The organism is Chelativorans sp. AA-79 (genome assembly GCF_029457495.1).
In the GTDB taxonomy this organism is placed as follows: Bacteria; Pseudomonadota; Alphaproteobacteria; order Rhizobiales; family Rhizobiaceae; genus Chelativorans.
In genome coordinates, this window is sequence record NZ_CP120361.1 from 960,836 (window position 1) to 987,804 (window position 26,969).

At 62.5% G+C, this 26,969-nt stretch carries 41 protein-coding genes, 1 tRNA gene and 1 pseudogene; 29 read left to right on the forward strand and 14 right to left on the reverse strand.

What is annotated here, in order from left to right:
• Positions 1-2: 2 nt before the first annotated feature.
• Both PVE73_RS04965 and PVE73_RS04970 read right to left on the reverse strand, forming a co-directional pair.
• Positions 3-308, reverse strand: coding sequence for a hypothetical protein (locus PVE73_RS04965; protein WP_277365881.1), 306 nt, complete (start codon positions 306-308; stop codon positions 3-5).
• The gene (locus PVE73_RS04970) at positions 305-1,000 is read right to left on the reverse strand and encodes a hypothetical protein (RefSeq protein ID WP_277365882.1); all 696 of its coding nucleotides are present in this window, start codon (positions 998-1,000) and stop codon (positions 305-307) included. Before PVE73_RS04970 ends, PVE73_RS04965 begins: the two co-directional genes overlap by 4 nt.
• 59 nt (positions 1,001-1,059) lie before the next feature.
• Here PVE73_RS04970 and PVE73_RS04975 point away from each other — a divergent pair, with 59 nt between their 5' ends.
• Positions 1,060-1,284 carry a DUF982 domain-containing protein gene (locus PVE73_RS04975; RefSeq protein WP_277365883.1) on the forward strand — a complete coding sequence of 75 codons (225 nt, stop codon included), beginning with the start codon at positions 1,060-1,062 and terminating at the stop codon, positions 1,282-1,284.
• 2 nt (positions 1,285-1,286) lie between these two features.
• On the opposite strand, the gene PVE73_RS04980 is transcribed toward PVE73_RS04975, so the two are convergent.
• The 8 genes from PVE73_RS04980 to PVE73_RS05015 form a co-directional block, all read right to left on the reverse strand.
• The gene (locus PVE73_RS04980) at positions 1,287-1,826 is read right to left on the reverse strand and encodes a methyltransferase (RefSeq protein ID WP_346772397.1); all 540 of its coding nucleotides are present in this window, start codon (positions 1,824-1,826) and stop codon (positions 1,287-1,289) included.
• Positions 1,827-1,969: 143 nt separating this feature from the next.
• The gene (locus PVE73_RS04985) at positions 1,970-2,284 is read right to left on the reverse strand and encodes a hypothetical protein (protein WP_277365885.1); all 315 of its coding nucleotides are present in this window, start codon (positions 2,282-2,284) and stop codon (positions 1,970-1,972) included.
• Complete coding sequence (locus tag PVE73_RS04990; RefSeq protein WP_277365886.1) at positions 2,284-2,715, reverse strand: hypothetical protein; 432 nt, start codon at positions 2,713-2,715, stop codon at positions 2,284-2,286. The genes PVE73_RS04985 and PVE73_RS04990 overlap by 1 nt, the downstream gene beginning before the upstream one ends.
• On the reverse strand, positions 2,712-5,234 hold the full coding sequence (locus tag PVE73_RS04995) for a DNA methyltransferase (RefSeq protein WP_277365887.1): 2,523 nt from the start codon (positions 5,232-5,234) through the stop codon (positions 2,712-2,714). The genes PVE73_RS04990 and PVE73_RS04995 overlap by 4 nt, the downstream gene beginning before the upstream one ends.
• A complete protein-coding gene (locus PVE73_RS05000) occupies positions 5,231-5,887 on the reverse strand; it encodes a hypothetical protein (RefSeq protein WP_277365888.1) in 657 nt (218 codons plus the stop codon). Before PVE73_RS05000 ends, PVE73_RS04995 begins: the two co-directional genes overlap by 4 nt.
• A 96-nt stretch (positions 5,888-5,983) precedes the next feature.
• Positions 5,984-6,826 carry a helix-turn-helix domain-containing protein gene (locus PVE73_RS05005; protein WP_277365889.1) on the reverse strand — a complete coding sequence of 281 codons (843 nt, stop codon included), beginning with the start codon at positions 6,824-6,826 and terminating at the stop codon, positions 5,984-5,986.
• Positions 6,827-6,963: 137 nt separating this feature from the next.
• Entirely contained in the window at positions 6,964-7,347 is a 384-nt protein-coding gene (locus PVE73_RS05010) for a hypothetical protein (RefSeq protein ID WP_277365890.1), read from the reverse strand.
• A gap of 322 nt (positions 7,348-7,669) precedes the next feature.
• On the reverse strand, positions 7,670-7,990 hold the full coding sequence (locus PVE73_RS05015; RefSeq protein ID WP_277365891.1) for a helix-turn-helix transcriptional regulator: 321 nt from the start codon (positions 7,988-7,990) through the stop codon (positions 7,670-7,672).
• Positions 7,991-8,136: 146 nt separating this feature from the next.
• Here PVE73_RS05015 and PVE73_RS05020 point away from each other — a divergent pair, with 146 nt between their 5' ends.
• Together PVE73_RS05020 and PVE73_RS05025 are read left to right on the forward strand one after the other, a co-directional pair.
• On the forward strand, positions 8,137-8,784 hold the full coding sequence (locus PVE73_RS05020) for a hypothetical protein (protein ID WP_277365892.1): 648 nt from the start codon (positions 8,137-8,139) through the stop codon (positions 8,782-8,784).
• Between the two features lie 94 nt (positions 8,785-8,878).
• Complete coding sequence (locus PVE73_RS05025) at positions 8,879-9,214, forward strand: helix-turn-helix transcriptional regulator (RefSeq protein WP_277365893.1); 336 nt, start codon at positions 8,879-8,881, stop codon at positions 9,212-9,214.
• A 4-nt stretch (positions 9,215-9,218) separates the two neighbouring features.
• Here PVE73_RS05025 and PVE73_RS05030 read toward each other — a convergent pair whose 3' ends face one another.
• Complete coding sequence (locus PVE73_RS05030) at positions 9,219-9,446, reverse strand: hypothetical protein (protein ID WP_277365894.1); 228 nt, start codon at positions 9,444-9,446, stop codon at positions 9,219-9,221.
• Positions 9,447-9,704: 258 nt separating this feature from the next.
• Between PVE73_RS05030 and PVE73_RS05035 the strand changes: the two genes are divergently transcribed.
• The 24 genes and pseudogenes from PVE73_RS05035 (at position 9,705) to PVE73_RS05150 (ending at position 23,056) form a co-directional block, all read left to right on the forward strand.
• Complete coding sequence (locus tag PVE73_RS05035) at positions 9,705-9,875, forward strand: Arc family DNA-binding protein (RefSeq protein WP_277365895.1); 171 nt, start codon at positions 9,705-9,707, stop codon at positions 9,873-9,875.
• Between the two features lie 224 nt (positions 9,876-10,099).
• A complete protein-coding gene (locus tag PVE73_RS05040; RefSeq protein ID WP_277365896.1) occupies positions 10,100-10,405 on the forward strand; it encodes a hypothetical protein in 306 nt (101 codons plus the stop codon).
• 5 nt (positions 10,406-10,410) lie between these two features.
• Positions 10,411-10,761 (forward strand): hypothetical protein, encoded by a 351-nt coding sequence (locus PVE73_RS05045; protein ID WP_277365897.1) that lies wholly within the window; start codon positions 10,411-10,413, stop codon positions 10,759-10,761.
• Between the two features lie 27 nt (positions 10,762-10,788).
• Positions 10,789-11,073 carry a hypothetical protein gene (locus PVE73_RS05050; RefSeq protein ID WP_277365898.1) on the forward strand — a complete coding sequence of 95 codons (285 nt, stop codon included), beginning with the start codon at positions 10,789-10,791 and terminating at the stop codon, positions 11,071-11,073.
• Positions 11,074-11,218: 145 nt separating this feature from the next.
• A complete protein-coding gene (locus tag PVE73_RS05055) occupies positions 11,219-12,259 on the forward strand; it encodes a hypothetical protein (protein WP_277365899.1) in 1,041 nt (346 codons plus the stop codon).
• Positions 12,259-12,483, forward strand: a complete 225-nt coding sequence (locus PVE73_RS05060) for a hypothetical protein (protein WP_277365900.1) — start codon at positions 12,259-12,261, stop codon at positions 12,481-12,483. Before PVE73_RS05055 ends, PVE73_RS05060 begins: the two co-directional genes overlap by 1 nt.
• Complete coding sequence (locus PVE73_RS05065) at positions 12,480-13,607, forward strand: hypothetical protein (RefSeq protein WP_277365901.1); 1,128 nt, start codon at positions 12,480-12,482, stop codon at positions 13,605-13,607. Before PVE73_RS05060 ends, PVE73_RS05065 begins: the two co-directional genes overlap by 4 nt.
• Before the next feature lie 5 nt (positions 13,608-13,612).
• On the forward strand, positions 13,613-14,029 hold the full coding sequence (locus tag PVE73_RS05070) for a hypothetical protein (RefSeq protein ID WP_277365902.1): 417 nt from the start codon (positions 13,613-13,615) through the stop codon (positions 14,027-14,029).
• Positions 14,026-14,277, forward strand: a pseudogene (locus PVE73_RS28220) (DUF2312 domain-containing protein); the annotation flags it as partial. The gene PVE73_RS05070 and the pseudogene PVE73_RS28220, both read left to right, overlap by 4 nt.
• Positions 14,278-14,977: 700 nt before the next feature.
• Entirely contained in the window at positions 14,978-15,181 is a 204-nt protein-coding gene (locus PVE73_RS05080) for a hypothetical protein (RefSeq protein WP_277365904.1), read from the forward strand.
• The gene (locus tag PVE73_RS05085) at positions 15,178-15,696 is read left to right on the forward strand and encodes a hypothetical protein (protein WP_277365905.1); all 519 of its coding nucleotides are present in this window, start codon (positions 15,178-15,180) and stop codon (positions 15,694-15,696) included. The genes PVE73_RS05080 and PVE73_RS05085 overlap by 4 nt, the downstream gene beginning before the upstream one ends.
• Positions 15,693-15,914, forward strand: coding sequence for a hypothetical protein (locus tag PVE73_RS05090; RefSeq protein ID WP_277365906.1), 222 nt, complete (start codon positions 15,693-15,695; stop codon positions 15,912-15,914). The genes PVE73_RS05085 and PVE73_RS05090 overlap by 4 nt, the downstream gene beginning before the upstream one ends.
• Positions 15,911-16,747 (forward strand): radical SAM protein, encoded by an 837-nt coding sequence (locus tag PVE73_RS05095; protein WP_277365907.1) that lies wholly within the window; start codon positions 15,911-15,913, stop codon positions 16,745-16,747. Before PVE73_RS05090 ends, PVE73_RS05095 begins: the two co-directional genes overlap by 4 nt.
• Positions 16,744-17,274, forward strand: a complete 531-nt coding sequence (locus tag PVE73_RS05100) for a hypothetical protein (protein ID WP_277365908.1) — start codon at positions 16,744-16,746, stop codon at positions 17,272-17,274. The genes PVE73_RS05095 and PVE73_RS05100 overlap by 4 nt, the downstream gene beginning before the upstream one ends.
• The gene (locus tag PVE73_RS05105; RefSeq protein ID WP_277365909.1) at positions 17,267-17,641 is read left to right on the forward strand and encodes a DUF4326 domain-containing protein; all 375 of its coding nucleotides are present in this window, start codon (positions 17,267-17,269) and stop codon (positions 17,639-17,641) included. The genes PVE73_RS05100 and PVE73_RS05105 overlap by 8 nt, the downstream gene beginning before the upstream one ends.
• Positions 17,638-17,901 (forward strand): hypothetical protein, encoded by a 264-nt coding sequence (locus PVE73_RS05110; protein WP_277365910.1) that lies wholly within the window; start codon positions 17,638-17,640, stop codon positions 17,899-17,901. The genes PVE73_RS05105 and PVE73_RS05110 overlap by 4 nt, the downstream gene beginning before the upstream one ends.
• Positions 17,898-18,104, forward strand: coding sequence for a hypothetical protein (locus PVE73_RS05115; RefSeq protein WP_277365911.1), 207 nt, complete (start codon positions 17,898-17,900; stop codon positions 18,102-18,104). Before PVE73_RS05110 ends, PVE73_RS05115 begins: the two co-directional genes overlap by 4 nt.
• On the forward strand, positions 18,101-19,180 hold the full coding sequence (locus PVE73_RS05120) for a hypothetical protein (protein WP_277365912.1): 1,080 nt from the start codon (positions 18,101-18,103) through the stop codon (positions 19,178-19,180). Before PVE73_RS05115 ends, PVE73_RS05120 begins: the two co-directional genes overlap by 4 nt.
• Before the next feature lie 194 nt (positions 19,181-19,374).
• A complete protein-coding gene (locus tag PVE73_RS05125; RefSeq protein ID WP_277365913.1) occupies positions 19,375-19,824 on the forward strand; it encodes a hypothetical protein in 450 nt (149 codons plus the stop codon).
• Positions 19,825-20,026: 202 nt separating this feature from the next.
• Positions 20,027-20,689 (forward strand): hypothetical protein, encoded by a 663-nt coding sequence (locus PVE73_RS05130; RefSeq protein ID WP_277365914.1) that lies wholly within the window; start codon positions 20,027-20,029, stop codon positions 20,687-20,689.
• Positions 20,686-20,991 (forward strand): hypothetical protein, encoded by a 306-nt coding sequence (locus PVE73_RS05135; RefSeq protein WP_277365915.1) that lies wholly within the window; start codon positions 20,686-20,688, stop codon positions 20,989-20,991. The genes PVE73_RS05130 and PVE73_RS05135 overlap by 4 nt, the downstream gene beginning before the upstream one ends.
• Entirely contained in the window at positions 20,988-21,200 is a 213-nt protein-coding gene (locus tag PVE73_RS05140; protein ID WP_277365916.1) for a hypothetical protein, read from the forward strand. Before PVE73_RS05135 ends, PVE73_RS05140 begins: the two co-directional genes overlap by 4 nt.
• Positions 21,197-21,886, forward strand: a complete 690-nt coding sequence (locus PVE73_RS05145; RefSeq protein WP_277365917.1) for a hypothetical protein — start codon at positions 21,197-21,199, stop codon at positions 21,884-21,886. Before PVE73_RS05140 ends, PVE73_RS05145 begins: the two co-directional genes overlap by 4 nt.
• A gap of 363 nt (positions 21,887-22,249) precedes the next feature.
• A complete protein-coding gene (locus PVE73_RS05150) occupies positions 22,250-23,056 on the forward strand; it encodes a site-specific integrase (protein ID WP_277365918.1) in 807 nt (268 codons plus the stop codon).
• 75 nt (positions 23,057-23,131) lie between these two features.
• On the opposite strand, the gene PVE73_RS05155 is transcribed toward PVE73_RS05150, so the two are convergent.
• Positions 23,132-23,206: transfer RNA gene (locus PVE73_RS05155), tRNA-Val, on the reverse strand.
• Positions 23,207-23,282: 76 nt separating this feature from the next.
• Positions 23,283-23,645, reverse strand: a complete 363-nt coding sequence (locus PVE73_RS05160; protein ID WP_277365919.1) for a response regulator — start codon at positions 23,643-23,645, stop codon at positions 23,283-23,285.
• A gap of 195 nt (positions 23,646-23,840) precedes the next feature.
• Between PVE73_RS05160 and PVE73_RS05165 the strand changes: the two genes are divergently transcribed.
• Complete coding sequence (locus tag PVE73_RS05165) at positions 23,841-24,731, forward strand: N-formylglutamate amidohydrolase (RefSeq protein ID WP_277365920.1); 891 nt, start codon at positions 23,841-23,843, stop codon at positions 24,729-24,731.
• A gap of 247 nt (positions 24,732-24,978) precedes the next feature.
• Positions 24,979-25,758: a histidinol-phosphatase gene (gene hisN, locus PVE73_RS05170; protein WP_277365921.1), complete on the forward strand. Its 780-nt coding sequence runs from the start codon at positions 24,979-24,981 to the stop codon at positions 25,756-25,758.
• A 36-nt stretch (positions 25,759-25,794) separates the two neighbouring features.
• On the opposite strand, the gene PVE73_RS05175 is transcribed toward hisN, so the two are convergent.
• Positions 25,795-26,781 (reverse strand): alpha/beta hydrolase, encoded by a 987-nt coding sequence (locus PVE73_RS05175; RefSeq protein WP_346772398.1) that lies wholly within the window; start codon positions 26,779-26,781, stop codon positions 25,795-25,797.
• Positions 26,782-26,969 lie beyond the last annotated feature (188 nt).

Genomic DNA, 26,969 nt, shown 5'->3' on the forward strand with positions numbered 1-26,969 from the left:
CTCTATGCCGCCGCTTCATCCTCGTATTTTGGCCGGCGCTTCTCGACCTCGATGCGGCGGCCTTTTCGGAAGAACGTTTCCGCGGCCGCCTTTGGATTCGCGGCTATTTCGCCATGCCGGCGCAGGTCGCCGTTGAAATAGGCCAAGAGGTGCGATGTTACCGCCTTCTGCGCCTCCAATTCGCTCGCGAAGACGATCGGCCGGGCGCCTTTTCCGAGGATCGGCGCCGGCCTGGCATCCTCGGCGAAGCGAAGCATAGCCCACCAACCGCCGGGAACGGCGCGGGTATAGCCTGCGAAGTGGTTCAACGGAAAAGCTCCTGTGACTTTGGGCGCTCGGCGCCGAGGGGAATTGGATCGATGGGCGCATCGGCTTCAGCAAAGTCTCGCGCTCGCAACATCTGGCACACGGCGCGCTCGATCTCGCGGCCGGTCATGAGGCGCGACATTTCCGGCGCGATCTTGTAGGCCGGCGTGCGGCGGTCGCAGGGAATGCGATGCAGGGCGGCGACGGCGCGGATCTCATCGGCCCAGAGCAGCATGAGCATGCGATGATGCCACGGCACTTCGGTTCGGTAGGGCGCAGACCAGGCGCGCCAGCGGCTTCCGCTGTTCATCTCCGGGTAGGACCAAATATCGTAGCAGTGCCGTGTCCCGGCCAGCGCCACGGTCAGCGGTGAAGGAACCTGCCTTATGACGCCATGCTTCACAGTCTCCATGCCGGGAGATTTTGTCCACTTCTCATGGGCAGCGATGATCATGCCGTGGCAGCAAGGACCGAAGTCTCCGATCTGTCCTGGCAGCCGGTCGAGCTTGTCGCGCTCGCTCTTGATCTCGCAGATCCAGATGCGGTCAGGCTGCACCGCGACGACATCGGCGCGCGAGCTGCCATGCTCCACGTTCATCTCGTGAATGATGCGGGCGTCTGGCCACAGTTCTCGGAAACGCTTCACTACGGCTTCGCGGATTTCGACTTCAGCGGAGGAGCGGCTATGCTTCATGCAACCGCCCTCCCGAACCCGCGTTGATGCGCATGGCGAAATGGGGATGGAAAGAGCCGGTGGTGGTGTACGCCGGGCCAGCCGGCGGAACGCGGATTCCTGTGCGCGATACGGTGCGAGCCGCCAAGGTCCTCGCGAAGGAATGGCCGAAGAGGGCCGAGCGCGGGGCGAAGTATTTCGCCGCCTGCCGCGCATGCTTGGCGGTGGCGGAGAAAGGCGCCGATCCGGAACGGGCTCGGAAGGCTTTCGTGGCGGCGGCCGAGGAAGCGGGAATGCTGGAGTAGCATCAGGTGGACTCCGAATAGTCGTTCGGCCGCTCCAGCTTGCGCCGGCACGGTGGTATCCACATGAACCGCGTATCGCTCTGTCCATCGATCCAGACGAGCCACGTGTAGGCAGTCGCGGTTGATGGCCGCTTCCACTTTTGGGCCTTCTCGTCCCAATAGAGCTTGGCGGGATCTCGGACGATTCCTTTGGTCATGATCACGCGCTCAGTGAACTGCGCGATGATGGAAGGCGGGTTCTTGCTGAAAAGACCTTCATAGCGCCCCGTGCCCTCAAGGAAGGCGCTCCGCACGATCATGGCAAAGCCGATGCGGGCGAGTTGGGAAGAGCGGGCGATGAACTGCCGAGCGAGCCTGAATGGCGGATTGGTGACGATCCAGTCGACGTTTCGGATATCTCCGGGGAAGAGAAAGTCGCGCACGACATGCCCATGGCCATAGTCATGCACGTCCGATGCGATCACGATCCCGAAATACTCGCGGAGCGGCTTGACCATATAGCCGCGATTGCAGGCTGGTTCCCAGACGGTTTGCTGATCCAATTTCTTCGGCCATCCCGCGCATGACGGCCAAATGACATGCTCGCAGAGCGCTCGCGTTGCCCATGGCGGAGTAGGGAAATCATCGAGGCTGTCGTGCGGCTCCGAACGCTGCTGCATGACGGCGGAAGAGGTGTTCTGCGCCATCACCCGGCCTCCGCATATTGTTCGGAGACGAGTTCGCCTACCACCTCATCCACCCACGCCTCGCGCCACCAGCTCTGCTTGCGGAAGTTGGTGAGGTTGCTGACGGCAGACGCCGGCGTCCGATATCCGCAGCTCCGGGCCAATCCCGTGCGCCGCGCGTCGGGGAACGCCTCAACGAGGGCAGCCAGCGCGATATGGCGACCACGGGCCTTCTCGCCGCCTTCCGTGCCGAGGGCGATGAGGACCGGATTGCTGCCGGTGAGGCGGCATGCAGTGACGATCGCGGTGGCGATCTGATCTGCTGTCGGGAACATCAGTAAACACCTTGTGCAAAGCGGTCGGCCTCATCATCGGCCTGCTTTCGGAGCTTCTCCACGAGCTCGGCATGAGACCAGGTACGGGTGTTGAGGCTTCGTGCCTCGGCGGTGATGAGCTGGTCTAAGAGGTCGAGCGGAGCATTGAACCAGTGCTGGCCCAGCGCATAGCCCGTGTCGGCAAGGAAGCGCTCGGTTCTGGCGGTGATCGTTCGGGCCACAGCCATTCCAGGCGTCCAGACGACGCGGGCGAAGTGAAGAGGTTCCCACCGGCCGGGCTGGAGGTCGCCGAGGTGGCCTTCGATGTTCTCCGCTGTGGCGAGCCGGAAGACTTCCGTGGTGTCGGCAATACCGACGGCGACGATGGCGGCGTAGCCGATGCGGCGCCGGCGCTGCCGAAGGTCTCTGGGCATTGAGACGTCGAGGTTCATTCTGCTGCTTCCACCTGTGGAACCAACAGGTCGAACAGGCTCGGAACAAGCCGCTTCGCTTCCGCCTCACAGCAGTAGAACAAGCCATCTTCGAACGAGATCTCGTTGAGTTCCGAAGCCATGCCAAGCCTGCCTTTGAGGATCGCCCTGTAAGGCACCGTCATGAGTCCGCCGAAGGGGTCGTAGACGGTGTCGCCGGGGTTGGAGTACCGATCGATCAGCCTGTCGACGATGTCGAACTGGAGCGGGCAGATATGCTTCTCGACGGCGCGCTGCGACTGCCTGCCATTCAGCGTCAGCATCCGCACGACATCCGACCATATCCATGGCTGCCGTGCGGCCGGCGCCAGCGCCATATATTTCTTGGGCAGACGGCCCTTGGCGAGGAGTGCCTCGCCGATCGCCACCACCTCCTCATGGTCGTAGACCGTCACCTCGCTATAGGCGCGGAAGGCCTTCGGCACCGCATCCGGGGCGAGGGAAGCCCATTCCTCGCGGGTCAGGAAGCGGTCACCGCTGGAGCGCCAATGCGCATGGGCATCGATCTGCCACCGCGCAAGGGAGTAATCTTCCTTCGCCTTCGTGACAGGGACGTCGGCATAGCCGCGGCTGCGGTCGCTCTGGGGCTTGTGGAACAGGAGAACATACTCGGGCGAGCCGACGCCCATCTTGGTCCCGTCCTTCAGCATCTCCGTATAGCCGAGCCGGTAATTGCCGTTGTTCTCGGTCACCACGTCGGTGTCGACCGTGATCATCCCGCAATAATCGAAGCCGTGGCGGCGGAAGTGGAAGATCGCTTCGGCGTGGAACGGCGAGATGGTCGGCAGGCCCGTGCCGGTGACATTCCCGAACATGACGCGGTCCTTGACGTGGACGCAGCACATGCGGCCCGGCTGCAGGATCCTGATAAGCTCTGGCGTCAGGAAATCCATCTGCGACCAGAAATGGTCGTTGTCGTCGGTATGGCCGAAGTCGTTGTAGCTCGCCGTATATTCGTAATGGTTGGCGAAAGGGATCGAGGTGATGATCTGGCCGACGCTGCTGTCGGGTTGGCGCATCGCCTCGTCGACGCAGTCATTGAGGGCGATCGTGAAGAACTCGCCCCTTTCCTCGCGACGCTCGACGCCGATCGAACGCTTCAAGACAATGTCCAGCGGAAGATTTCCGAGGCCATATTTGCGGATGATCTCGGTCATCCGCTCCATCATGCGGTCATGCTCGCCCCACTTCTCTTCGAGGATCCGTCGCGTCCCGCGTTCGGCCTCCGAATAGATGATGTCGATTCTGCAGGGGCGGCTCTGTCCGAAACGTACGATCCGGTAGATCGCCTGGATGAAGTCGTGGAACTTGGCGTCGATGCCGATGAAGATCGCCCAGGCGCAGTGCTTTTGAAAATTGGAACCTGCCCCGCTCATCTCCGGCTTGGTCGCGAGGTCGCGGAAGCGCCCCTCCTTGAAATCGATGGCGTTCTGCTCGTTCCTTTCGAGGTCCTGGCTACCGAAGATCGAGCGCACGCCAGGCACGACGGCTTCGATGGCGCGACGCTCGTCCTCGAGGTGATGCCAGAGCACGCGATGCTCCTCTGGCGCTTCGGCGATCAGTTCGGCCATTTTGGCGATCCGCGGCGAAAGGCTGATGCGCTTCTCGCGCGCGGCGTGCACGACGCTGGCCCCCGGATCGTTGATCAGGAGCCCTTGGCCGTCGCGGTCGTAACCGGCTGCGGCATGGTCGGTCGGCACCTCATGCCAGTTGACTGTCATTTCCGGGAGAACATAGCCCTCGTCATCAAAGCCGAGGTCCGATGGCTTCTGCAGGAAGACGGCCCAGGAGTTCACCCACAGCCAGAATTCGTCTTCCTTGTGTGGGTAGAGCGTGAGCTCGTTCGCCTTCTCGCTGTTGCGCTGGAAGAAGCGCGTCAGCGCCTGTCCGGTATCCATGACCTGCAGGAAGCCGGCGTAGTGGATCAGTTCCTTGGTGCGATTGGGCGACGGCGTAGCGGTGGCGACGAACTTGAAGCGCACGCCCTCGAAAAGAGGGAGGAACGTCTGAAAGGTCTTCGTGCCGTAGCCGCGCAGCACGGCCGCCTCGTCGAGCGACGCCGCAGTGAACTGAGACGGATCGAGCTTCCCATCTCGCACGCTCTCATAGTTGGCGACATAGATCGCCTCATCGTCGTCGAGTTCATCGTTGCGGCGCACGAATTTGAGGCGGATGGCGAATTCGCCCCGGAACCGCTCCTGCGCCTCGGAGAAGAACTCGTGCCGCACACCGAGCGGCAGGACGATCAGACGGCGACCGCCGACATGCCTGCCGATCAGGCGCATCAGTTCGAGCTGGATCGAGGTCTTGTGCAGACCGAACGCAGCGAAGACCGCGCGACGGCCGCCCCGCAGCGCCCATTTGACGATGGCGCGACAATGCGGCTTCAGGTCCGGGTTTATCTCGGATTCGTCGATATCGAAGCCTGTCGCTGGGGCAAATTTCATCTTGGTGCGGAGGAATTCCAGGTATTCGCTCATTGCGCTGTTTCCCGCTCTTCTTGTTGCCGCCGCTTCTTCCGTTGCTCAATTTCCCGCACCGTCAGGCGCCGGAAGCCCCGGCTCGTCTTCACGAGCCCGAAATGCTTTGCGATCCCGTCTAGGATTTGCCCGATCACCCGGCTGCGGATGTCGTGCATTGCCCTTCGGTCGAAGTCGGTGCGGCCCTTCGCCCAAATCCTCCCGCACTGCTCGAGCGACATGCCGGCCGCCCGGGCGAGGCACACGCGGCGCATGCGGTCGGCGTTCTTGCCGCTGACGAAGCGAAGGAGGTCCAAGACATCGACCATCCGGTCCGCTGCGCTCTGGTTCACGGCCTGACGCGGCTCCTGGAGGTCGTATTCCGGCATTCCGGCCTGGAGGCGCGCATTGCGCATGGCGCGGAAGTCCGCGGGCGTGACCCGCGCTCCCGGCATGTAGGTCCGCACCGCGGAGACCTGACGCAACTCCGTGAAGGGCAAGCGCCGAACCGTGTCCATCGCGTCGGTCAAGAGGAGCCAGAGGAGATCCGAAGGGGAGGGGATGCCTTTGGGCTTCTGGGCGTAGAACATCCACTCGGCATGGCGGAAATGCTCGACGAGGCGGTCAATGCGGCGCTCAAGGTCTCTTGGCGAATCGAGAAACGGGCCGCTCATGGATGCTTCCGGGCTGATGTTGCGATGGTGGAACATGAGGTCATGTCGAGGCGAAGCACCTAATGCGCATACGATGCGTAAAATGCATCAATGAAGTCAAGCGGAAACAAGCTCCGGAGTGGGCCATCTCTGCTTCCTAACAATGATTTTTCCTCGGGCCACGCGCTCAACTGCATCGGCCCCGTGCTGGCGCCGGATCGCGCCAAGCCATTCGCTCCATTCCGGCTGCCCGGGTCGGATGACGAAATCGCCGTCCTTGTCGATCTCGGGATCATCATGGAAGTCGAGGAAGAGCCGGTCGCGGAGATAGGTGATCATCTTGGCCCGCTTTCCGCCGAGCGCCATTGCCTTCTGGAAGGGCACCGAGCCCGAAAGCGCCTTGCGTTGCCCTTCTGGCGACAGATTGTCGAAGAGCCTTACCGCGGTCTCTCGATGGTCTGGACGGTTTTCCTCCCTCCATCCATCCCACAAGATATCGAAATCTCCCCCACCTGCGCGCGCATGCGCGCTCCTGGGTTCTCTTACTGGTTCCTTTACAGGGTTAGTGTCCGGATTCCGGACACGGAAATTAGATTTTTCCGGACACGGCTCAGGCGATTTTCCGGACACGGCTCCGTGTTCAGATTCCGGACACGGCCCCACAACATCTTGTGGCTGAGTGAAGTCGGGCTCAAATGCGAAGACGTAGCGCGTTGAGAGCTGGCGCTTCGTTCTCGGGTCTAGACGTTGCTCGCGGCGGAGCAGCCCTTTTGCCTCAAGGATTTTGAGATGCTCATTGAGGGCCGAGCGCGATATCTCGCAATCGTGCGCGAGGCGATCCTGTGAAGGAAAACAGCCTTCGTCGGGGTTGTGACGATCGCAAAGATGCCACAGCACGATCTTGGTGGCGGGCTTCAATCCGCGTTGCTGGATGGCCCAGTTGGTGGCGTGATGGCTCATCCTGGGGTGCCCTCTAGCCAGGCCCACGCCTTCCGGTGAATGCGCCTCACCTGTGAAGTCGATACTCCGAACAGTTCAGCTATCTCGACGGCGCATGTTCTCCGTGCGCCATAAGTCATTTGCGGCGCTCCTTGTTTTCACGGAGCTCCGGCGCGATCCAGAGCGCGAGCCAACGCGCGGAACGCATCAACGATCGGGCGATATAGATCCGCGTTCTCGCCCTCCAGGAGCGCGTCTGCCCGGCCGATGAGTTCATCGAGTTCTTTGAGTTCCTGTCGGCCATAGCGCAGACCCGTCAATTCTTCGATTTTGCGCAGCTCGTCCCCGCTGATGGAGATGCGAGGCGCAGCGTACCACGCATCCTTGGTTCGGCTATGCCCCCAGCCGAGACGCCTGGCGGCATGCCGAATCCGATCTCCGACATTCACCCCGGAGCCGGGTGGCGCAACGTGATTGCGCAACGCATCCTGAACAAACTCAACGCACGACATTTCGGATTTCTCCGATGACTTCTCGGACATATTCGACGCCTCTTCCTGCATGGTCCAGAACATGGACCAGACAGGAAAGAAGCCTACGCACTCACACACACATGGACCTCGCCCCATTGGCGAGGCTGCGGCGCGGATCGTCGAAAGGCTTGGACGGCACATCGACGAAAGCGCCAAAACAGTTTCAGATCGGCCGCAAGGTGATGGTTCGCGGCCGGGGAAGGAGGGAGAGGAGGCACCGCCGCGCCTGCCTCTCCCTCCGACAGATCGTCCCGCTCAAGAGGTCCGCCAGCGGGACGATGAAATGACCATCGGCGTGACGCACGTCGCGCGGAGCGGCGAGCGCAGGCGCCTAGACCGGAACGTTGTCCTGCTTCGTGCGCGCGCCGATGTGGCGCGTCCCGCTGCCGCTGAGAACCGTGGACAATTCACGCGTCAGACGCTCCGCATTGCCGGCAATGGCGCTGGCCGCCTCGTCGCTGATCCAGTCATTCGCCGTCACCACACCACCGGTGAGGATGATGATCTGATCTAGATGGCGCGGGCCGGGCATCTGTCCATTTTCCCAGCGAAGCCAGCTATAGCGTGTCGAGCCGACGAGCTTCGCGGCCTCGGCCCGGGACAGGCGGCGCCCGAGGCGCCATTGCTTGAGAGGGTGAATCGTTTTGCTCATGGGTTCGCTTGAAGCTTTCTGCGCACCGTTGAAGCGCAAATTGCATCAATAGTCAAGGCAGCCTCGGCGGTGGCGATTCTCGCTGTGGAAAGTGATGCAAAAAATGCTACATAGGTGCATCTTTCAACCGGAATGCGGGGACAGGAATGGCGAAGAAGACGGGACCGCAACCAAGGCTTGCCGGGGCGGCGCAACAAAGCCATCGCAAATCTGGCTTGCAGATCCAGCGCGAGAAGGCCGAAATGACGCGGGCCGAGTTGGCTGAGGCCGTCGGAACGTCGCGAACCACGATCATTCGCCTTGAATCGCCCTGGCTGAAGAAGAGCATCAGGATGACCGCGGAATGGGCCGAGAGGTTTGCGCCGATCCTCAAATGTGCACCGCATGAAATCCTTTACCCGCACTTGGCCGATGTGGACCCGGAAAGGTTCCGCAGCATCTATGCCGAAGGGGAGGACGAACCGACCGTTTCGGTTCGCGATGACTTCCTGCGCCAGATGATGCCCGGTCTTCCGAAGCGCAATCTCGAACTCAGGATCATCGACACGGACGACCTGCACCGGTACGTCGCCCGAGGCGATGCCCTTGTCCTCGACCTCGACGACAAGAGCCCGGCACGGCCGGGCGTCTATGCCGTGGAGATCGGCGGCGCTGTCCAGTGGCGGTTCCTGTCGCCGACGGCAGCGGGCCTTGTCCAGCTCTCCACCGACAATCCCGACATCCCGAAAGAGACGGTGAAGCCGGAGGACCTGAAAATCATCGGCCGCGCCAAGATGCGCATCTCTGCCCTGTGAGTGGATCGGTTGCATAGGGTGCAACAATGGCCTCCTCGCCGAGTTGCAAGTCATGCTAACGACCGACAACGCGGGGAGGGGGTATAGTTGCACGATGACCAACCCCGTGCGAATCCATGCGGACAAGGAACCTGTCCGCATCCATTTCATCCCGGAATGGGCCGAGCACCGCAACATGCGGAAGGCCGACGTCGCGCGCGAGATCGGCGCGGACAAGGGTCTCGTGACGCGCTGGTTCCAGGGAAAGCTTCCCTCGGATGCCTATCTCGAGAAGCTTGCCGCTCTGTTCGGCACGACAGTCGACGGTCTTTTCCGCCACCCGGATGAAGATTGGCTCACCCAGTTCTTCCGCGATCGCAACGAGGAAGAGAGGGAGCGCGCCAGGCGCATTCTGGAAACCGCCTTCCCCCGAAAGAAGACCGGAACCTGATCGCCTAGGTGTGCGACACGATCACCACCACGCGGCGTTCGTGATCGACATGCACATCCCAACTGCCGCCGTGCACGTCTTCCATCGACTGCGCCAGTGCCATGGCGGCGATGTGTATCTTCTCCTTGGGGCTGTAAGCCGCTTCCGCATTCCCGCCCGCGACGATCGCCGCAAGTCCCGCCATGACTGTGCGCCTGTTTAGGCCTTCGACGGCTTCTTTTTGTCTTTCCACGATCATACTCTTGCTTTTGCTTGGGGTCTCCCGTCCCAAGTGCCGATTGTATCACTTTCGGAACCTCTCGCCTTGCTTGTGATCACGGCCTGTATCGAAATGTGACTGCCTGTGAATAGCGGGGAAAAATGGTACCACGAAATGGTATTTTTATACCAGTGAATGGAACGATTTCAGAGGCTTAACCTTTAGGCCATAAGTCGGGGCATGCCATCGCCCGAGCAGCCCAGTTTCCACCTGCGACTTCCGGCCGCTCTCATGGAGCGGATCAAAATAGCCGCCGTGGAAAACAGGCGAAGCATAAATGCGGAGATCGCGGCGCGCCTGGAGCGCACCTTCGACCTCCCCGAGAGCGACCGCGAGGAAGCATTGAGGCTACTCCGCGAAGTTTCCCGCGTCCTCACCGACGGCACCAAGCAGCGCACATAGCGCGATCCCCTCGGTTCCCTGCCGACTCGAGTCCCGTCCTGCGTTCGCATCGTGGATCTCCGGCCGGATATGGCCGCCGATTAGCTGCATGATACGCACCATAGAGGTTGCACGAAGTGCAACTTTTTCTCTTGACGCTGGTTGCAAGATTTGCAACTATCCCTCCCATCAACGGGCACGAAGAGGCGCAACGCCGATCTGCCCGCCACTGGGAGAGATGAAAGATGAAGCGTGTTTCCTTCCTCCTCGCCGCCAGCATCGCCGTCGTGGCGATGGTCGAGGATCCGGCGCATGCCGCGCCGAACCAGGCGGAATGCCGTGCCGTTGACGAGGCACTCCAGCAGATCGCCATGGGCGCCGGATATGAGGCGGTCGAGATCGATGCCATCCGCATGCATGGCATCGAGCATATCGCCGGGGCGCACGTCCAGCGCTTCGAGAAGGCGAGGGCGGCTGCAGTCAATGCCCTGATGGACTTCATGGCCGAGACCGACGGTCTTGCGCGCCAGTTCAAGACCTTCTGCCGGTGAGCGCCATGAACGCTATCGAACGCTACGAGGCCGAGAGCCGCGCGATCCAGAAGCAAAACCGCGAGCTTCGCCGCATCGAGCAGCGCGCCCGCATCCGCGAAGCCGTGCGCCAGTTCCAGAACACGCAGTTCGGCTTGATGCGGTACCTGTCGGCCTATCCCGTCTCGACGAGTTTCCTGTCCACCACGGAGGCCTCGAAGGGGTTGCGCGACCGGTACCGGTACGAGCTCGGTTTGCTCAAGGCGCGCGACTGGAAGGCCAAGCCGGAGCGCTTCGAGGACGTGCAGGCCCGATGGATTGTGGCGCGATACTTCCGCCGCTTCGGAAAGGCGATCTGGCTGCGGCACGCGGCCTAGGCCAAAGGGCATCCGAGGGAGAGAGACATGCAGGACGCCGAACTGATCCGCCTCGGCCAGGAACTGCGGCAGGCGTGGAATGATGAACAGGCGCTTTCCGATGCGGACGATGCCGTGCTGGAAAAGGCCGTGGCGCGCACCGTCGATATCGCCGACCGCATCAAGTTCCTTCCCGCGACGACCATGGAAGGGCTCGCGGTCAAGGCCTTCGCCGTCAGCGCCGTCTTCGCCGGCCATGTCGATTTCGGCCCCGAGGTCAGCAGTCAACTGGCGAATTCCATCATAGGAGATTTGCTCGCGCTCGCCCCCTAGCGTCGAGCAATTCCGGGCCGGGTGGATGGTCCTATCCCGCAACCCACCCCCAAGCCGCCACCCGGCCCGGAACCCATTCGATCAGGAGCGAGACGCATCCGGGTTGATGCACGAATTGCTCCACGTGAAACAGGAGATGCACTACATGGCAGACCAGTGGGCATATTGGCGCAAGGCTCTGGAAATGGGCGGCGGCCGCGAACTGCGCCGCGACCAGATCGAGCAGCTTGCGCCTTCCGAATCCGACCCGCAGTCGGGGTTCTATCGTCGTCGGCAGCACAAGGACGGCCCATATCTTCCGGTTGCCATCTGGCGTGGGGAGGACGGTGCTCTGTTCTGCCTCGATGGCGACAGGCCGGTCGAGGCCGGGAAGATCAACGAGGTATGGGTTTGGTCCCTCAAGTGGCCGATCTCCGAGGAGCTTTATCGCAGCGTTGCCGCTGGCGGTGCATGGCCCGATGAACCCCCGGCGCCGATTGGCCACAACCAGCAGAAGACCGGCGATCCCTGCGAAGACTTGCGCGCCGAGTTCATGGCCGAAGCGGAGCTTGCCAACGAGTTCCTCAAGAAGCCCGTGCAGAGTCAGGAGCAGGCCGACAAGATCGCCGTGTGGGCCAAGAAGATCAGCGGCATCGCGAACAAGGCCGATGGCGCTTTCAAGGTCGAGAAGCAGCCCGTTCTCGATGAGGCTCGCCGCATCGACGACCGGTGGCGCTGGCGCCAGGATGCTGCGGCGCTCGTCAAGGCGCTCAAGCGCGCCACGGATGCGTGGCTGAACGAACTGCGGCGGCAGGAAGAGGAACGCCAGCGGAAGGCGCGCGAGGAAGCCGAACGCCTGCGGCGCGAGGCCGAGGAAAAGGCCCGTAAAGCCGCCGAGGCCGACAGGCAGACCGACCTTGAGCGCGCCGCGGCCCAGAAGGAAGCCGAGCGGCTCGCCCGCGAGGCCGAGGAGCGCGAGAAGGAAGCGCAGGCCCGTGATGTCAGCGCTGGCCGCACCGGCGCCAAGGTCTCTCTGCGCACGTTCTACACGGCCCGCATCACCGATTACGACAAGCTGGTGATGGCATTGCGGAACGAATCCGAGGTTCGCGAGGCGGTCGAGAAGATCGCCAACCGCATCGCGCGGACCCAGGGCGCGACGATGCCCGACGGTGCAGAGCGCCATGAAGAGCGGAGGGCGGCGTGATGTCCGAGTCCCGCACCGTCGTCTCCGTGCGCTTCGGCAAGTCCGAGAAGACCTATGACTATTTCGCCGACTTCCCGGTCGAGGTCGGCCAGATCGTCCGCGCCGAGACGCGGAACGGCTGGACCAAGGTCGAGGTGGTCGATGTCAAGTCCGAATCCGACCGCGCCAAGCAATCCGTTCAGCCTAATGTCGAGACTGAACCCGTCGAGGAGGAAGCCCGATGAACGACCGACCCGCAAACCTTCCCTCCCTCATGACGGGCGCCCCCGTCAGTGCCATCATCCCGACCAATCTGGAGGAGACATGGCGCGTCTCCACGATGATCGTCGAGGCGGGCATCGCGCCTGTTTCGTTGACGGGCAAACCGCCGGCCGACAATGCTGAGCATGAGGTCTGGCAGCGATGGGGAAAGCGCGCGACCAGCGCCGTCGCGACCACCATCATGGCCGGGGCCGAACTTGGGCTGCCGCCGATGGTGTCGCTGCGGTCTTTTACCGTCATCGGCAACAAGCCAGCGCTCTACGGGGACGGCATCGTCAATGTGGTCCGTCGCAGCAGAAAGTCCGAGTTCATTAAGAGCGGCTTTATCGCAAACGCTTCCGACAAGTTCCTTGCCAGCATTGGCATAGACGAAGGTCAGATCGAGCAGATGAAGACGGTCGAGGATCGCTCGATCGGCTATTGCTGGGCTCGGCGGTCGGATACCGGCGAGGAAAAGACGGAAATCTTTTCGATCACCGACGCCAAGCGCGCGGGATTGTGGGATGACCGCGAGACCCGGCGCGGCAAGGTCTGGAAGAACGGACAGCAGGTTTGGGACGACGTTCCGAACGACTCAACGTGGCACAGATATTCGCCACGGATGCAGAAGTGGCGCGCAGAGGGCTACTGTCTGCGCGATCTGTTCGCAGACGTGCTCGGCGGCATCACCGATGAGTTCGAGGCGAGGGAGATCGCGTCCCACAACGGTTATGCCATCGATCAGCAGCCCGAGGAGCCGCGCCGCGCGATCACTCCTCCGTCACCGTCCTCGCCGCCGTCTCCCTCCATCCCTCCGTCTCCCGGCAACGTGGTTGATGCCGACGTCATGGACGAGCGCGAGATCGTCACGGAAACGGGCGAGTCGACCGATGCCATCATGGGCGACGAGTTCAGCGCTGCGGATTATTTCGAAGAGCTCGAGTCCGCAATGGGCGGCGCGATGGATGCTGAGACCGTCGAGGAGGTCTGGACCAATCTCGACCCGGAAGGAACCTTCGCCCACGACAGCGACGATACCAATCTGGACATCGCGCACAAGATAAAGGCGCGCCGCCTGACGCAACTTCATCCGGTCAACGCGGGGTAGGGGCCATGGCCTTTCGCATCGCCTCATCCCCGGATCATGGCGCAAGGGTCTCCGGTCCTCCCGAGAAATGGCGCCCGCGCGCCCTGACCGTGCGCGAAAAACTGGAAATCGTCGTGCGCCAGGGCGGCAAGGAACCGTCCGGCGCGAGGCTCAACCCTCTCGACGGAGTCCAGTTCGACCACCAGCCTCCCATTCAGCTCCGTCAGTGGGACGAGGCGAAGCAGGACACCATCCCCCCGTCCTGCGACCTGAACCACATCGTCGCCCTCAACAAGCCGGCCCACGCGACGAAGACCGCGAAGGTGGATCAGCCCGCTATCGCGAAGCTCAAGCGTCTGGAAGGTCGCACCGGGCAGACGCGGCGCAAGAAGAAAATCCCGTCCAGACCGTTCCCGAAGGCAAAGCGGAGGCTGCGCGCATGAGCGACACGGTAGGCCACAACACGTTCGCAGCGGGGCAGCTGCGCGCCTTCATCGAGCGCATCGAACGGCTCGAGGAGGAGAAGAAAAACATCTCCGACGACATCAAGGATGTCTACGCGGAGATGAAGGGCAACGGTTTCGATACGAAGGCAGTCCGCACCATCATAAAATTGCGAAAGAAAGACCAGGCCGAGCGGCAGGAGGAGGAAGCAATCCTCCACACCTACATGCATGCCCTCGGCATGATCCAGATGGACATGTTCAGGGATGCCCGGGGGGCAGTTCCCCTTGATCGCGAAGCTCGCGCAAAGCGGCGCACGTCCGAAGCGATGGACGACAACAAGGCGTTCTCCGCTGAACTCCTTGCGAATGGCCTCATTACCGAAGAAGCGCACGCCGAGAACTTGCGCCTCTCAGACGCTGTAGCGCTGAAGATCGGCGCCGGGGTGATTGATCCCGAGACCGGCGAGATCATCGAATCCGCCAAACCCAAGATGGACCGCGCCGGAGGAACAACGGCTCAGCCGAACAACCCCGTGGCAGCGGAAAACGCCCCGAAGGCAATCCCGGTCAAACCGGAAGCGGGTAGCGTGAGCCATGCCGGAGCCGGTGAAAGCCCGGCAGCGAATTCGAATCCGTCTGCGTCCTCCTCCCCGCAGGCGGTCGATGCCGGGGAGGGCGTTCCTCCTCCCACGTCCTCCCCGGATCCAATTCAACCCGACCCGCTAGCTGCAGGGGCTGACGACGGCCAGCCCAGCGAACCAACCCCGAATGCCGGTCGTGCAAAAATGGAGCAGCGCGCAAACGCTACTCCAGGTCGGGTCGGCGAAGCGCCGAGTGCGAAACAGGCCAAATCCGGAGAAGCCGTCACCGTTTCCACCGCCGACATCGATCTCGACATTCCTGCATCGCTTGATCGACGCGGCGAGCTGCGCAGGGAGAAATCCGATGCGTAGCGCGGCCCACCTCAATTTCAAATGGACTGTTCGCGACACCGACACGATCCGCACCATGGCGCGCCGCGGCAAGCATGCCCACACCATCGCGCTCTGGTTCACGCGTCTCGGCAAGCCTGCGTCCGCCGACGAGATCATCCGCATCTGCGATGACATGGGTGTGCGGCTGCGGAAGAAGGCGGGGGAGCCGGCATGAGCACCACGCCATTGGCCTTCCGCTGGACGGGCGATTCCTTCGTCCCGCACAACGCATATGTGCAAAAGCGCGCGGACCAGGCATATGTGATCGGCGAAGTCTATTTGCTGGTCGAACAGCAAGAGCGCTCATCTGAGAGCCATCGCCATTACTTCGCTTCCATCAAGGAAGGATGGGAGAACCTGCCGGAAAATATCGCGGCAGAGTTCCCGACACCCGAGCACCTTCGCAAGCGGGCACTCATCAAGGCTGGATACTACGACAGCCATTCAATCGTGTGCTCATCGAAAGCCGAGGCTTTGCGGCTCGCCGCATTCATCCGTCCGCTCGATGAGTACGGCGTGGTGAGGGTCGATGGCGCTGTTGTCACCCGCTACACGGCCAAGAGCCAGTCCATGCGCGCCATGGGCAAGCGCGAGTTTCAGGCCAGCAAGGAAAAGGTCCTCGATGTCATCGCCTCCATGATCGAGGTGAGCCGGGACGAACTTCAACGAAACGCGGGGAGAGCAGCATGAACATCTTCGATGATTTACCCGATATCGGTCGCTGTCCGCATTGCGGGCATGAAGGCGAAGGCCTTCAATTCGGATTCCCTGACAGCGCCGTGACAGCGCGCGGTTTCAGTGAGGTCCAGGCTGCATGCCTCGCATGTGGTGCGCATGGACCGGCGCGCCCCTCATATGCCGAGGCAATCGCTTCGTTCCATGCTGGCGAAGTCGAGGTGCCAGCATGAAAACTGTCATGATCAATCCTGATGGCGTCAGCGTCAAAGGCTGCTCCATCATCTATGCGCCGAAGGGTCAGGCGGGAGAATACGCGCCGCTCGCAACCAACCCATACCGCGGCTGTGGCCACGGCTGCGCCTATTGCTATGTGCCGCTGGTGACGAAGCAGCCTCGGTCCGAATTCGATGCCGGCGCCGTCGAGCGCGTCGACTTCCACAAGCGTCTGGTCGCCGATGCGAGGAAATACGAGGCGGCCGCGATCACGGAGCAGGTGATGCTCTCCTTCACCACCGATCCCTACCACCCCGGCGACTGCAGCCTCACCCGCATCACGCTCGAAGTCCTCCGCGATCACGGCCTCGCGTTCTGCACTCTCACCAAGGGAGGCACGAGAGCGCTGCGCGATATTTACGCATTCCGCCCGGAGCGCGATGCTTTCGCTTCGACGCTGACCAGCCTGGACGAGCGTTTCTCGCGGAAGTGGGAGCGCGGCGCCGCCGACCCGAGCGACAGGCTGGCAGCTCTGCGGGCCTATCATGAGCGTGGCATCTTCACCTGGGTCAGCCTCGAGCCGACGCTCGACATCGAGGCATCTCTCGCGATCGTCGACGCGACGCACGGCTTCGTCGACCTCTACAAGGTCGGCCAGGCCAACTACCTCAAGGAGATCACCCGCACGACCGACTGGCGCGACTACACGCTCCGAATAGTCGAGAAGCTGAACCGGCTCGGAAAGCGACACTACATCAAGCGCGATCTCCAGCCGTATTTGCCAGAAGGCTATCACAACCCGCTTCGGGTGCCTCAGCGCCATGGAATCCCGGAGGTCCATGCGGCATGAGCGACGAACTCCTCATCACCGAAGACTGGCTCCGTGAGGTCGGCTTCAAATGGCACCAGTTCGATCGGCAGCCCGACAAGCACTGGCTTCTCTGGTGTGGCGATGCCGCCGGCACAGGCTTCATGACCTCGTTTGAGGATATCGGCATCGAGGTCGCGCCGATGGCCTACCGGAACCGCGCCGGCGAGATCGCCAATCCCGAGCGAGCCGAATACTGGTTTGTGTGGATACGTTCCGATGTGGCCGGCCGCTACAGCCGCTTCCTCCATGTCCGCCATATGCGGACCCGCAGCGATCTGATCAAGCTCGTCGAGGCTGTCACGGGCCAGGATTGGAACCCTGAAAACCACATGTACGGCAGCGTGCGGACACCGGAACAGGCGGCGCGGATTCGGCAGGAGCATGAACGGCTCGACCATCGCATTCGCGCAGAGCGTGCCCACAACGATGTCGAGAAAGATGATACGCGCGGCCGGGCGCTCCCGGAACACATGGTTGCCCATGCGAAGGAGGCCGACCGTGGTTGAACCCGTGCGCCTCCAACTCTCCCGCACGAAGGGCTTCAAACTTCAGGAGCATTCCCGCGAGGTGAATGGTCTGCCGGCCATAAAGGTCGACCGCTCGACGGGCTACGGCAATCCTTGGTCGATCCGCAAAGGCGCATGGTGGTTTGTGGATGGCCCAAACACGCCTATCGGCGGAATCCGATGCGGCAATGAGGAGGGTGCGCGTGTTATCGCGGTCAAGCTCTATCGGGAGGAGGCCGAACGCCTTGGGGTTTCCAGCTTTCTCCGCGGCAAGAACCTCGCCTGCTGGTGCCCGGCCGGTGCGCCCTGCCATGCCGATGTGCTCCTTGAACTCGCCAACCGTCCAATCTGCGAGGAGGTATCATGACCCTCTCCACCATCCGCCGCTGGCTCCGGCCGTGGCTCCTCTGGCGCGAGCGCCGCGCCTCGACCACCATCCTCGCCAAGGCGATTCCCGCCTTTGCCGAGGCCATGGAGCGCGAGCGGGAGGCTCTCCGGCGCTCCCATACCCAAGGCATCGCCAAAGCGCGCCAGGCGAAGCGTGAGGCCGTGCACCGGGCGCTCCGCGCCTCTATGCCCAAGGCCCGCGTCAGAGTGAAGGCGATTGGCTCGAGGGTGAAGATATGAACACCACCGAGACCATCTCCGCCGATTGCGACAACACCCGGTGCCTCATCGTCAACGGCATCCGCTTCGTGCCAGCTTCGGCGCTCCGCGAACTGATCACCGAATCCGTCTTCATCCTCCGCAACTCGCCTCTTCCCGACGGCAAATTCAAGCGCTTCGAGCGCGCCGTTAAGAAGGCGCAGAAACAACTGGAGGCACAATGACCGACACCGCAAATGACGTGGAAGCGCTGATCGGGTTTCCTGAGCCTACATATCTGCTGAAGTTCACCCACGATGGGCGCATTGAGTTCGGACCAGGCTTGTCCGCGGATGAGGCAACGCAGGGTGCAGCGAAGATGTTGGCGGAGCACTATAGCGCTGCGGTTTCAGAAGAAATCCGCACCCTCAAGGCTCGCTGCGAGGCGGCAGAGCGGGAGCGGGATTACCTGCTCCGATATGTCGATGAAATTCGTGCGACGAATACCTATCGAGCCGTGGAACGCGCCGAAACCGCAGAAGCCCGCGCGAAGAAGGCTGAGGAACGCCTAGCTAAGCCGTGTGGGGAATTACCTTCTCCCACCCCGACCGTGGTTGAGATCAGCGAAACGGAAGTTGAGGCGGCAGCGCGAGCTATTGCTAATGCTTGGGGTGAAACGTGGGAGTGCTGTTGCACGGAGCAACGCGGCCTTGACTGCGATTGCGGTGACGCGATGACAGATGAGCGCGATGCATATGATGAACGGCTGTCCCGCGAAGATTGCCGTATGGCAGCCAGAGCCGCGCTCGAAGCCGCAGCGCTCGCCCATGGTGAGCCGTTCGCATGGCTCTGTAGCGGTGAAGGCGTCAACGGCTCGTGGCGGGAGACCGATGCTATCACCCGCGATCCAGATCTAGCCACCTTCCGCATGCATGATCCGAGATGGAAGGTGACCCCGCTCTACACCCACCCCGTCCCGCAGCCGAGCGGGCCGGTGGAGGTTCTGAGGCAGCATGACGATCATGGGCCGTACTGGTCGGTCGAGCGGGAGGGTAAGGTGATCAGGCGATTTCCTCCCAGCGACTACGCCTTTGCTTCCTACTTCGCTCAAGGTGTCAACTCCGCCCTCACGTCATCCAAGCCGGATGCCCCGCAGGCGGTGCCGAGCGGGTGGCAGCTGGTGCCCGAGAAGCTAACACCTGAAATGCGCAAAGAGTTCACGGCCCGTTGGTCTGCCCCCGCGCATTACGCCGATGCATTATGGGCTGCGCAACTGTCCGCCGCCCCCGCCGCCTCTACGGCAGGAGGTGGGGATGCGTGATCTACACGGCTCTATTGCCGCAAGTGTGTCGCAACTATCTCGTGGTCGCGTATGGTGTCACGCGTGCGGCAACACGCAACGCGTGAACAGCGCGTCGTGCCTCAAACACGGCTGGCCCAAGTGCTGCGGCTTCACCATGAGCATCGACAGCCCAGAGGAACGCGTCACCCTCAAAGCAATGGAGGGCCAGGGCGATGGGTGATCTGCGGGAACTGATAGAAAAGCTGGAGAAAGCCGCCGGCCCTGAATTGGTTCTAGACGGCATGATCTGGTGCGCCGTCAACGGCTATGAGTTCGTCCAGTGGGACGGCGCCGGGTGTGTCTATCGGAAGGTGGATGGGTCATCGTGGGACCGGGGCATCAAGCACATATCAGCCCATGAGGTTCGCCCGTATTCCGCCTCCCTCGACGCAGCGATAGCGCTGTGCGAGCGGGTGCTGCCGGGGTGGTCGTGGGAATGCCGAGTCAGCGGGACCGGCGACAAGGGACAGGCAACAGTCTGGAATCCGCGCAAGGCTCCGGGCCACAATGATGAGAAGCGCGCCACCAATTGCGCCACCGCCGCCATCGCCCTCGTCCTCGCCACCCTCCGCGCCCTTGAAGCACAGGAGGATGGCCGCCGTGCACTCGAAGGAGACGGGTAAGATCGCCTTTCCACCAAATCGCTTGCGCCTCACTTGACGCACAAAATGCTTCAATATAGCGTAAATTGCATCACAGAGATTCAGCCATGAAAACGATGACCGAAAAGCAATTGGGCACCTATCTGGTGAAGGAACTGGAGAAGGCGCTGCTTGGGAAGCAGGGCCGGAAACCTGCCGCGCGCAAGATCCGGAAGGCGGCAGCATGAACGCCATCGTCAGCCGCCAATTTCCCGACCTTCCAGCGCGCATGTCATCGCTGCCGCGCTCGAAGACCGGCTTTCCGATCCCGTACTTCGCCGAAGAGGTGAACGGCGAGCGCGATTTCCGCGTCGTCTCGGCACAGAAGATGGCGCATGCCGTCCGTCATTCCCGCTGCTGGGTATGCGGGCAGACGATGGGAAAATACAAGGCCTTCGTCATAGGCCCGATGTGCGGCATCAACCGGACAATCTCCGATCCGCCATCGCACCGGGAATGCGCAATCTTTTCCGCGAAGAACTGCCCGTTCCTGTCGCGGCCGCTGGCCCAGCGGCGCACGCGCGGCCTACCCGACGAACGCCGCGAGGCTGCCGGATTCGGCCTCAAGCGCAATCCCGGCGCCGTCGGTGTGTGGATCACCACCAGTTTCCGGCCGTTCCGACCACGCGCCGGAAATGACGGCATTCTGTTTCGCATCGGCGATCCTATCGAGGTGCTTTGGTTCGCCGAGGGAAGGGAAGCTACCCGCGCCGAGGTCGAGCGCTCCGTTGAAACGGGGCTGCCGTCCCTGCGCGAGCTTGCGGAGATGGATGGGCCCGAGGGCATCGCCGAGCTTGAGCGCTGCGTGGAGCAGTTCATGCCGCGGTTGCCGGAGCCATCGGCATGAAACTCGATTTCCGCCGAGGCCGCAACCGCTGGGGCCATGCAATCCACGGAAGCACCTTCTATCAGGTGAAGCCGGAAAGGCTGTTCGACCGAATCCGCGACTGGTTGGACGGTGCGGTTCGTATGAGCTTCATGGTGCACCACCCGGGCAATCCAAAGCCCGGCGATACCGTTCTCTGGACGGCGACGGACGAATCCGAGCGCCGGGCCACGATCTACCGCGTCAAACGCTCCTATGACCCTCAAGACATGTTCACGCTCTATGTGCGCCTGACGCCGGATGGGCGCGGGAGGGTTTCATGAGCCGCCTTACACCCGAGCAGCACCAGTTGATGGCTGCGGGCAAAGCCGTCGTAGCCCACTGCCGCGACTGCCGAACCGAATTCTTTCTGGGCGAGTTGCCGATGGATTCCCGTGACTTCCTCAAGGCGATCCGGAAGGCAAAGTGTCCCACAGAATCCGGGCACAACCTCTACATGGGGCCGTGGAAAGGTGAGGGGGCGAAATCGTGACAAAGCCCCTCCGAGCCTACACCGTCACTGAAGAATATGAGAACACCGGAGCGGTCATCTTCGCCGTTCACAACGTCGTGGCGCGCCGCCTGGGCGCGAACGAATATGCCGATGGTGAATTCTCCGCAGTGAGCTGCCGCCGCGCTCCATGGGCCGATGCCTATGCCGGGAAGCCGATCCCGGCCCGCGTCATGATCGCCCATGGCTGGCATTTCGAGTGCTCCGAGTGCGGAGCGTGCATCGATGAGGATTGGCTTTGCGATAACGGGCTGCCCCTCGAAGGCGTGATAGGCACCCAGCACAGCCATGTCTTCTGCGGCTCGCGTTGCGCTCGCAGGTATTACAGCCTACGCCGCCGTCGCAAGGCTGAGGAGCAGCGTGCCATCGAGGCGTTCAAGGCCATCGTGCGCCGGAGATTCCCCGACGCTGATTTCTGCGATGAAGCCGATGGCGACCGCTTTCGCGAGCGCCACCACGCCTATGTGATCCCCGGCCGAGGCGGCTGGCACTGGAAGCAGGTCGTGATCGCGTTCCGCTTCCCCGGCATGAAGATCGGACCGGCCCATTTCCGCATGGACGGCAATTACCGCATGGGACCGGATTTCGCGGGCTACACTTGTTGCGCCGGCGACAAGGAGGCATTCGAGGCTTACGCCAAGGCGACCAGGAGAGCGGCCGATGGATGACCGCCCGACCGTCTTCACTCCCCGCACCCTTGCCGAACGTTGGGAATGCTCCGAGCGCCACGTCCGCAACATGATCGATCGAGGGGAATTGCCAGCCTTCCGCCTTGGCGGCAAACTGCTGCGCATTCGTGGGGAAGATGTAGAGGCGTTCGAATGTCAGACTGGAGACTTACCCGGCTTAAGGGAGAGTTCTGCGTCACATGGGATGAACCAGGGCCAGACGGAGCAGTCATCCGGCGACGTTATCGCCTTGGAACGAGTGACCCCAAAGAGGCGTCCCGCATCGCCCCGGCTCGATACGCCGAGCTTACGCGCCCGCGCGGCACGACAGTAGAGGATCTTTGGAAGGGCTATTGTGCCGACATGGAGGGCCGCGCAGTCGTCGGCACCATGAAGCACACTTGGAAGGCGCTGAAGGATCGCTTCGGGCCTCTGGAAGGGGAGGCGGTCTCGATCGCTGACTGCCGCGCCCATATTGCCGAGCGCCGTGCATTGCGCTCCGAGCGTTTTCCCAACGGAATTCAGGACGGAACGATCCATACCGAGCTCGGACACCTGCGAATGGTGCTTCTCTGGGCTGAAAAGCACAAGCTCATCGAGAAGGCGCCGGCAATCGAGCGTCCGTCGAAGCCCGAGCCGAAGGCGGACCATCTGACCCGGGGCGAGGTGCGCCGACTCCTCGATGCCGGCAATGCTCCTCACATTCGCCTCGCCATCCTGCTCATGATCGGCACCGGTGCGCGCAACGAGGCGGCGCTGCAGCTCACTTGGGATCGCGTCGATTTCGATCGCCGCATGATCCAGTTGCGCAATCCCTTCGACAAGTCGCGCCGGAAGGGCCGTGCCACGGTGCCCATGAACGACACGCTGTTCGCCGCGCTGGAGTCGAGCCGGAAGGTGGCGCTCACTCCCTTTGTCATCGAGTGGGCCGGGCGTCAGGTCAGATCGATCAAGCGCGGGCTGAAGGCGGCCGGTCAGGCCATCGGGCGCCCGGACGTTTCGCCGCACATGCTGCGCCACTCCGCGGCGGTCTGGCTCGCCGAGGATGGTCATTCCATGTGGGAGATATCTGAGTTCCTCGGCCACAGCGACATCAAGACCACGACGAAAATCTATGCCCGGTTCTCGCCGACGCACCTGCGCAAGCTGGCGGATTCGCTCAATGTCTAGGTTTGTCGAACCTGATGAGCACTATGTAATTCGGACTGGCGATGTATGGGAAATCAAGGGGGGCAAGGGACCGGATGGTGGGCGTGACAGGGATTGAACCTGTGACCCCTACGATGTCAACGTAGTGCTCTCCCGCTGAGCTACACGCCCATCCGACGCGCCGCATAGACCATAACTGACCCGTTCGCGTCAATAGAAAGGTTGGTGCAGAAGGGCTCGTGAATTGTCAGGCTGCCTGAAGCAGTTTCTCCACCTCGCTCACCAGTTCGCGCAGGTGGAACGGCTTCGAAAGTACCTTGGCGTCCCGCGGCGCCTTCGAATCGGGATTCAGCGCCACCGCGGCAAATCCGGTGATGAACATGACCTTCAGATCCGGGTCGATCTCCGTCGCGCGCCGGGCGAGCTCGATGCCGTCCATCTCCGGCATGACGATGTCGGTCAGGAGCAGAGAGAAAGGCTCCTCGCGCAATCTCTCATAGGCCCCCGCGCCATTGTCGAAATCGATCACCTCGTAACCAGCCCGCTCCAGCGCCTTCACGAGGAAGCGCCGCATATCGTCGTCGTCTTCTGCAAGAAGAATTCGTGCCATCGCGTCTACCGAACCATTTCCGCCCCGCCCCGAGGCTGTCCCAGCTATATGTTTTGAACAGGGTAAATATCAAGTGAATGATGGCTTCGACGAGATCTTGGAGCCCGCGGCGCTCTGGACAGGGATCGATCCGGGTGGCAGGTTCGTTAATCTCGAACCGGAGGGCATTTCCACGGTATGGATATGAGGCGGTAGATGGGCGCAGAGGTGGACTTTTCCGGAACCCCGGCTTTCCAGGTCTTGAGTTCGGGCGAACAACGGGTCCCCTTCATCTTCAACTCTCCTCACAGCGGGCGCTGCTATCCGCCCCGCTTCCTTGCAATGAGCAAGCTCGACCCGGCCACCATCAGGCGCTCGGAAGACTGCTATGTGGACGAACTCTTTGCGGCAGCCGCAGCCCTTGGAGCCCCGTTGCTCACCGCCAACTTCCCGCGTGCCTATCTGGATGTCAACCGGGAGCCCTGGGAGCTCGATCCCCGCATGTTCCGCGAGCCGGTGCCGCCTTTCGCGAATATCCGCTCGCCGCGTGTGGCCGGCGGCCTCGGCACGATCCCGAAGCTCGTGGGCGAGGGGCTCGACATCTACCCGGCGCGCCTGCCGCTTACCGAGGCACTCTCGCGCATCGAGGATATCTACAAGCCCTATCACGCCTGCCTCGCCGAGCTTCTCGTCGGCACCCGGGAGAAATTCGGCTATGCGATCCTGATCGACTGCCATTCGATGCCGGCCAATATCCGCGTCGGTGACGGCCCGCTCAGGCCGGACTTCATCCTGGGTGACCGCTTTGGTTCCTCGGCGGCACCAGCGCTCACGCAGCATGCGGTGGCGCTTCTTGCCGAGAAGGGATATGCCGTCGCGCACAACAAGCCCTATGCCGGCGGCTTCATCACCGAGCACTATGGCAGGCCGGCAGAACGGCTGCATGCGCTGCAGATCGAAATCAGCCGCGGGCTTTACATGAACGAGCGCACGCTCGAGCGGACCGGCCGGTTCCAGGCGCTTGCGAATGATCTCAAGGATTTCGTTCACGGGCTCACGAGAATCCCCGAACAGCACTTCCTCACAATGCCGCTGGCGGCGGAATAGTCGGAAATCCGTCTTCGCCGTAAAAAGAGACCGTATCGTTTTCACGACACGGTCACAAGTCTAGGGAGGAAACGCCCAAGGTGGGCATGGACAGAATCATCTGTCCGAATCACAGTTTATGCTGCATTGCACAATTGTCAAGCCCTGCTACAAATTTGTGCACAAAGGACTGGATTCGTGGATCGCAATCCGCTTTCTTCCACGTCGAATCGAGCAGCCCTGGCTGCGCTTCCTTCAGGGGAACACCATGCCCAACAGCCCTTCGCCCGACTTTATGCGCAGGATCGCCGCCGCCGCCGCTGCCGAAACGCTTCCGCGCTTCCGCCAGGGAGGGCATGTCGTCAACAAGCACGAGAGCGGCTTCGATCCGGTCACGGAGGCGGACCGGTCGGCCGAGCAGGCGATCCGCCGTCTTGTCCGCGAGAGCTTCCCGGAGCACGGCATCGTGGGCGAGGAGTTCGGAACGGAGAACGGAGACAGCAGCCATCTCTGGGTGATCGACCCGATCGACGGCACGCGCGCCTTCATCTCCGGCTTGCCGCTCTGGGGGACGCTGGTCGGGCTCATGGTCGACGGCGATGCGGTGGCGGGCATGATGTCGCAGCCCTTCATCGGAGAGCTCTACTATGCCGACGGCGGTGGTGCCTTTTACGAGGGGCCGGGCGGTTCGCGCAGGCTTTCCACACGGGGCACGACCGCCCTGGGCGACGCCACGCTCTGTACCACGACTCCCGCTCTTTTCGACGGGCCCCGCCGGGCGCTGTACGACCGGGTGGAGGCAGCCGTGCGCCTGCCGCGCTACGGCACGGATTGCTACGCCTATGCAATGGTGGCCGCCGGGCACGTGGACCTTGTCATCGAATGCGGGTTGCAGCCCTATGACATCGTCGCACTCATCCCCATCATCGAGAAGGCGGGCGGGGTGGTGACCACTTGGGCGGGAGTGGCCGCGGAGGCGGGCGGAGACATCGTGGCCGCCGCCACGCCCGAACTTCACGCGCGGGCGCTCGAATATCTGCAGGGGTGACGATCGCGTGGCAAGATGCCATCCGGCGGAAACCGGTCAGATGATGGCGGGCTCGCTCGTGCCCGTCTCCGCTCCACGGCCCTTCGCGAAGGCATCGAAGGCGGCCAGCGCCTGCTCGCGGAACATATCGGCCTCCTGCAGAATCTCGTGTCGCGCGCCGTCAATGGTGAGCACTTTCGCGGAGCGCAGGCCGCGTGCGTAGTGTTCAATCGCCGGTGTCGAGACGACCCGGTCCATGCCGGCGGCGAGGAACAGGATGGGAATGCGGATCGTCGCCTTGAAATCCGGGTCGCAGACCCGCTTGGCGGCCGACCAGGCGGCGTTCAGCCAGGCAGCGGTGGGGCCGCCGATGAAGAGTTCCGGAAAGGCGTCCACGAGCGCCTGGTTGCGCAGGTAGCGCCCTTCATCGCTCGTGAGCGCGTTGGGTTTGAAAGGGACTTCCTTGCCGCGCCGGCTTCGCCCCGCGACGTATGTGCGGCCGAGGCCCACGGCACAGAGCGCCTTTGCCAGGGTTTCGAACGGTGTCAAAGGCAAGGATGTGTGGAGTTCGATAAGGGGCGCGATGAGCACCATCCGGCGCACGCGCGTGGTGAGATGCGGTGCTGCGAGCAGTGCCACGAGCGAACCGGTGGAGTGGGCGAGCACGGTGAAGGGCGGCCGACAATCCGGCAGCACCACCTCTCGGAAAAACTGGTCGAGATCGGCGGCATACTGATCGAAGGACCGGACATGGCCGCGCCTTGGGTCCTTGAGCAGCCGGTCCGAGCCACCCTGGCCGCGCCAGTCGAGGGCGACAGCGGCGAAACCACGTGCGGAAAGATCGCGAACCGTCTCGAAATACTTCTCGATGCATTCGTTGCGGCCCGGCAGGACCACGACGGTGCCATGCTCGGCGGAGGAGGGGAAAAGCGCGTAGCGGATGCGTTTGCCGTCGCGCGTCACCATCATGGCAGCCACCGCGCCTTCGGGCACGGGATTTTGCGGGATTTCGCAGAGCAGGTCCGGCATCGAAAAGGCACTCACCACAGGGAAGGTCTGCTTGCTACTGTGATAGAGAGCGGGCTGGCCAAGGGCAAAGGTTTTCGACAGGGGGAGAGCATACCGGAGGCGGCCCGACGGGCCGCCCCCGGCATTGCCCGGACCGATGGAAGGGACGGTAGCATCGGGTCCGGAAGTTTCATGGACACAATAGGGGAGCCTGCCTGAACGCA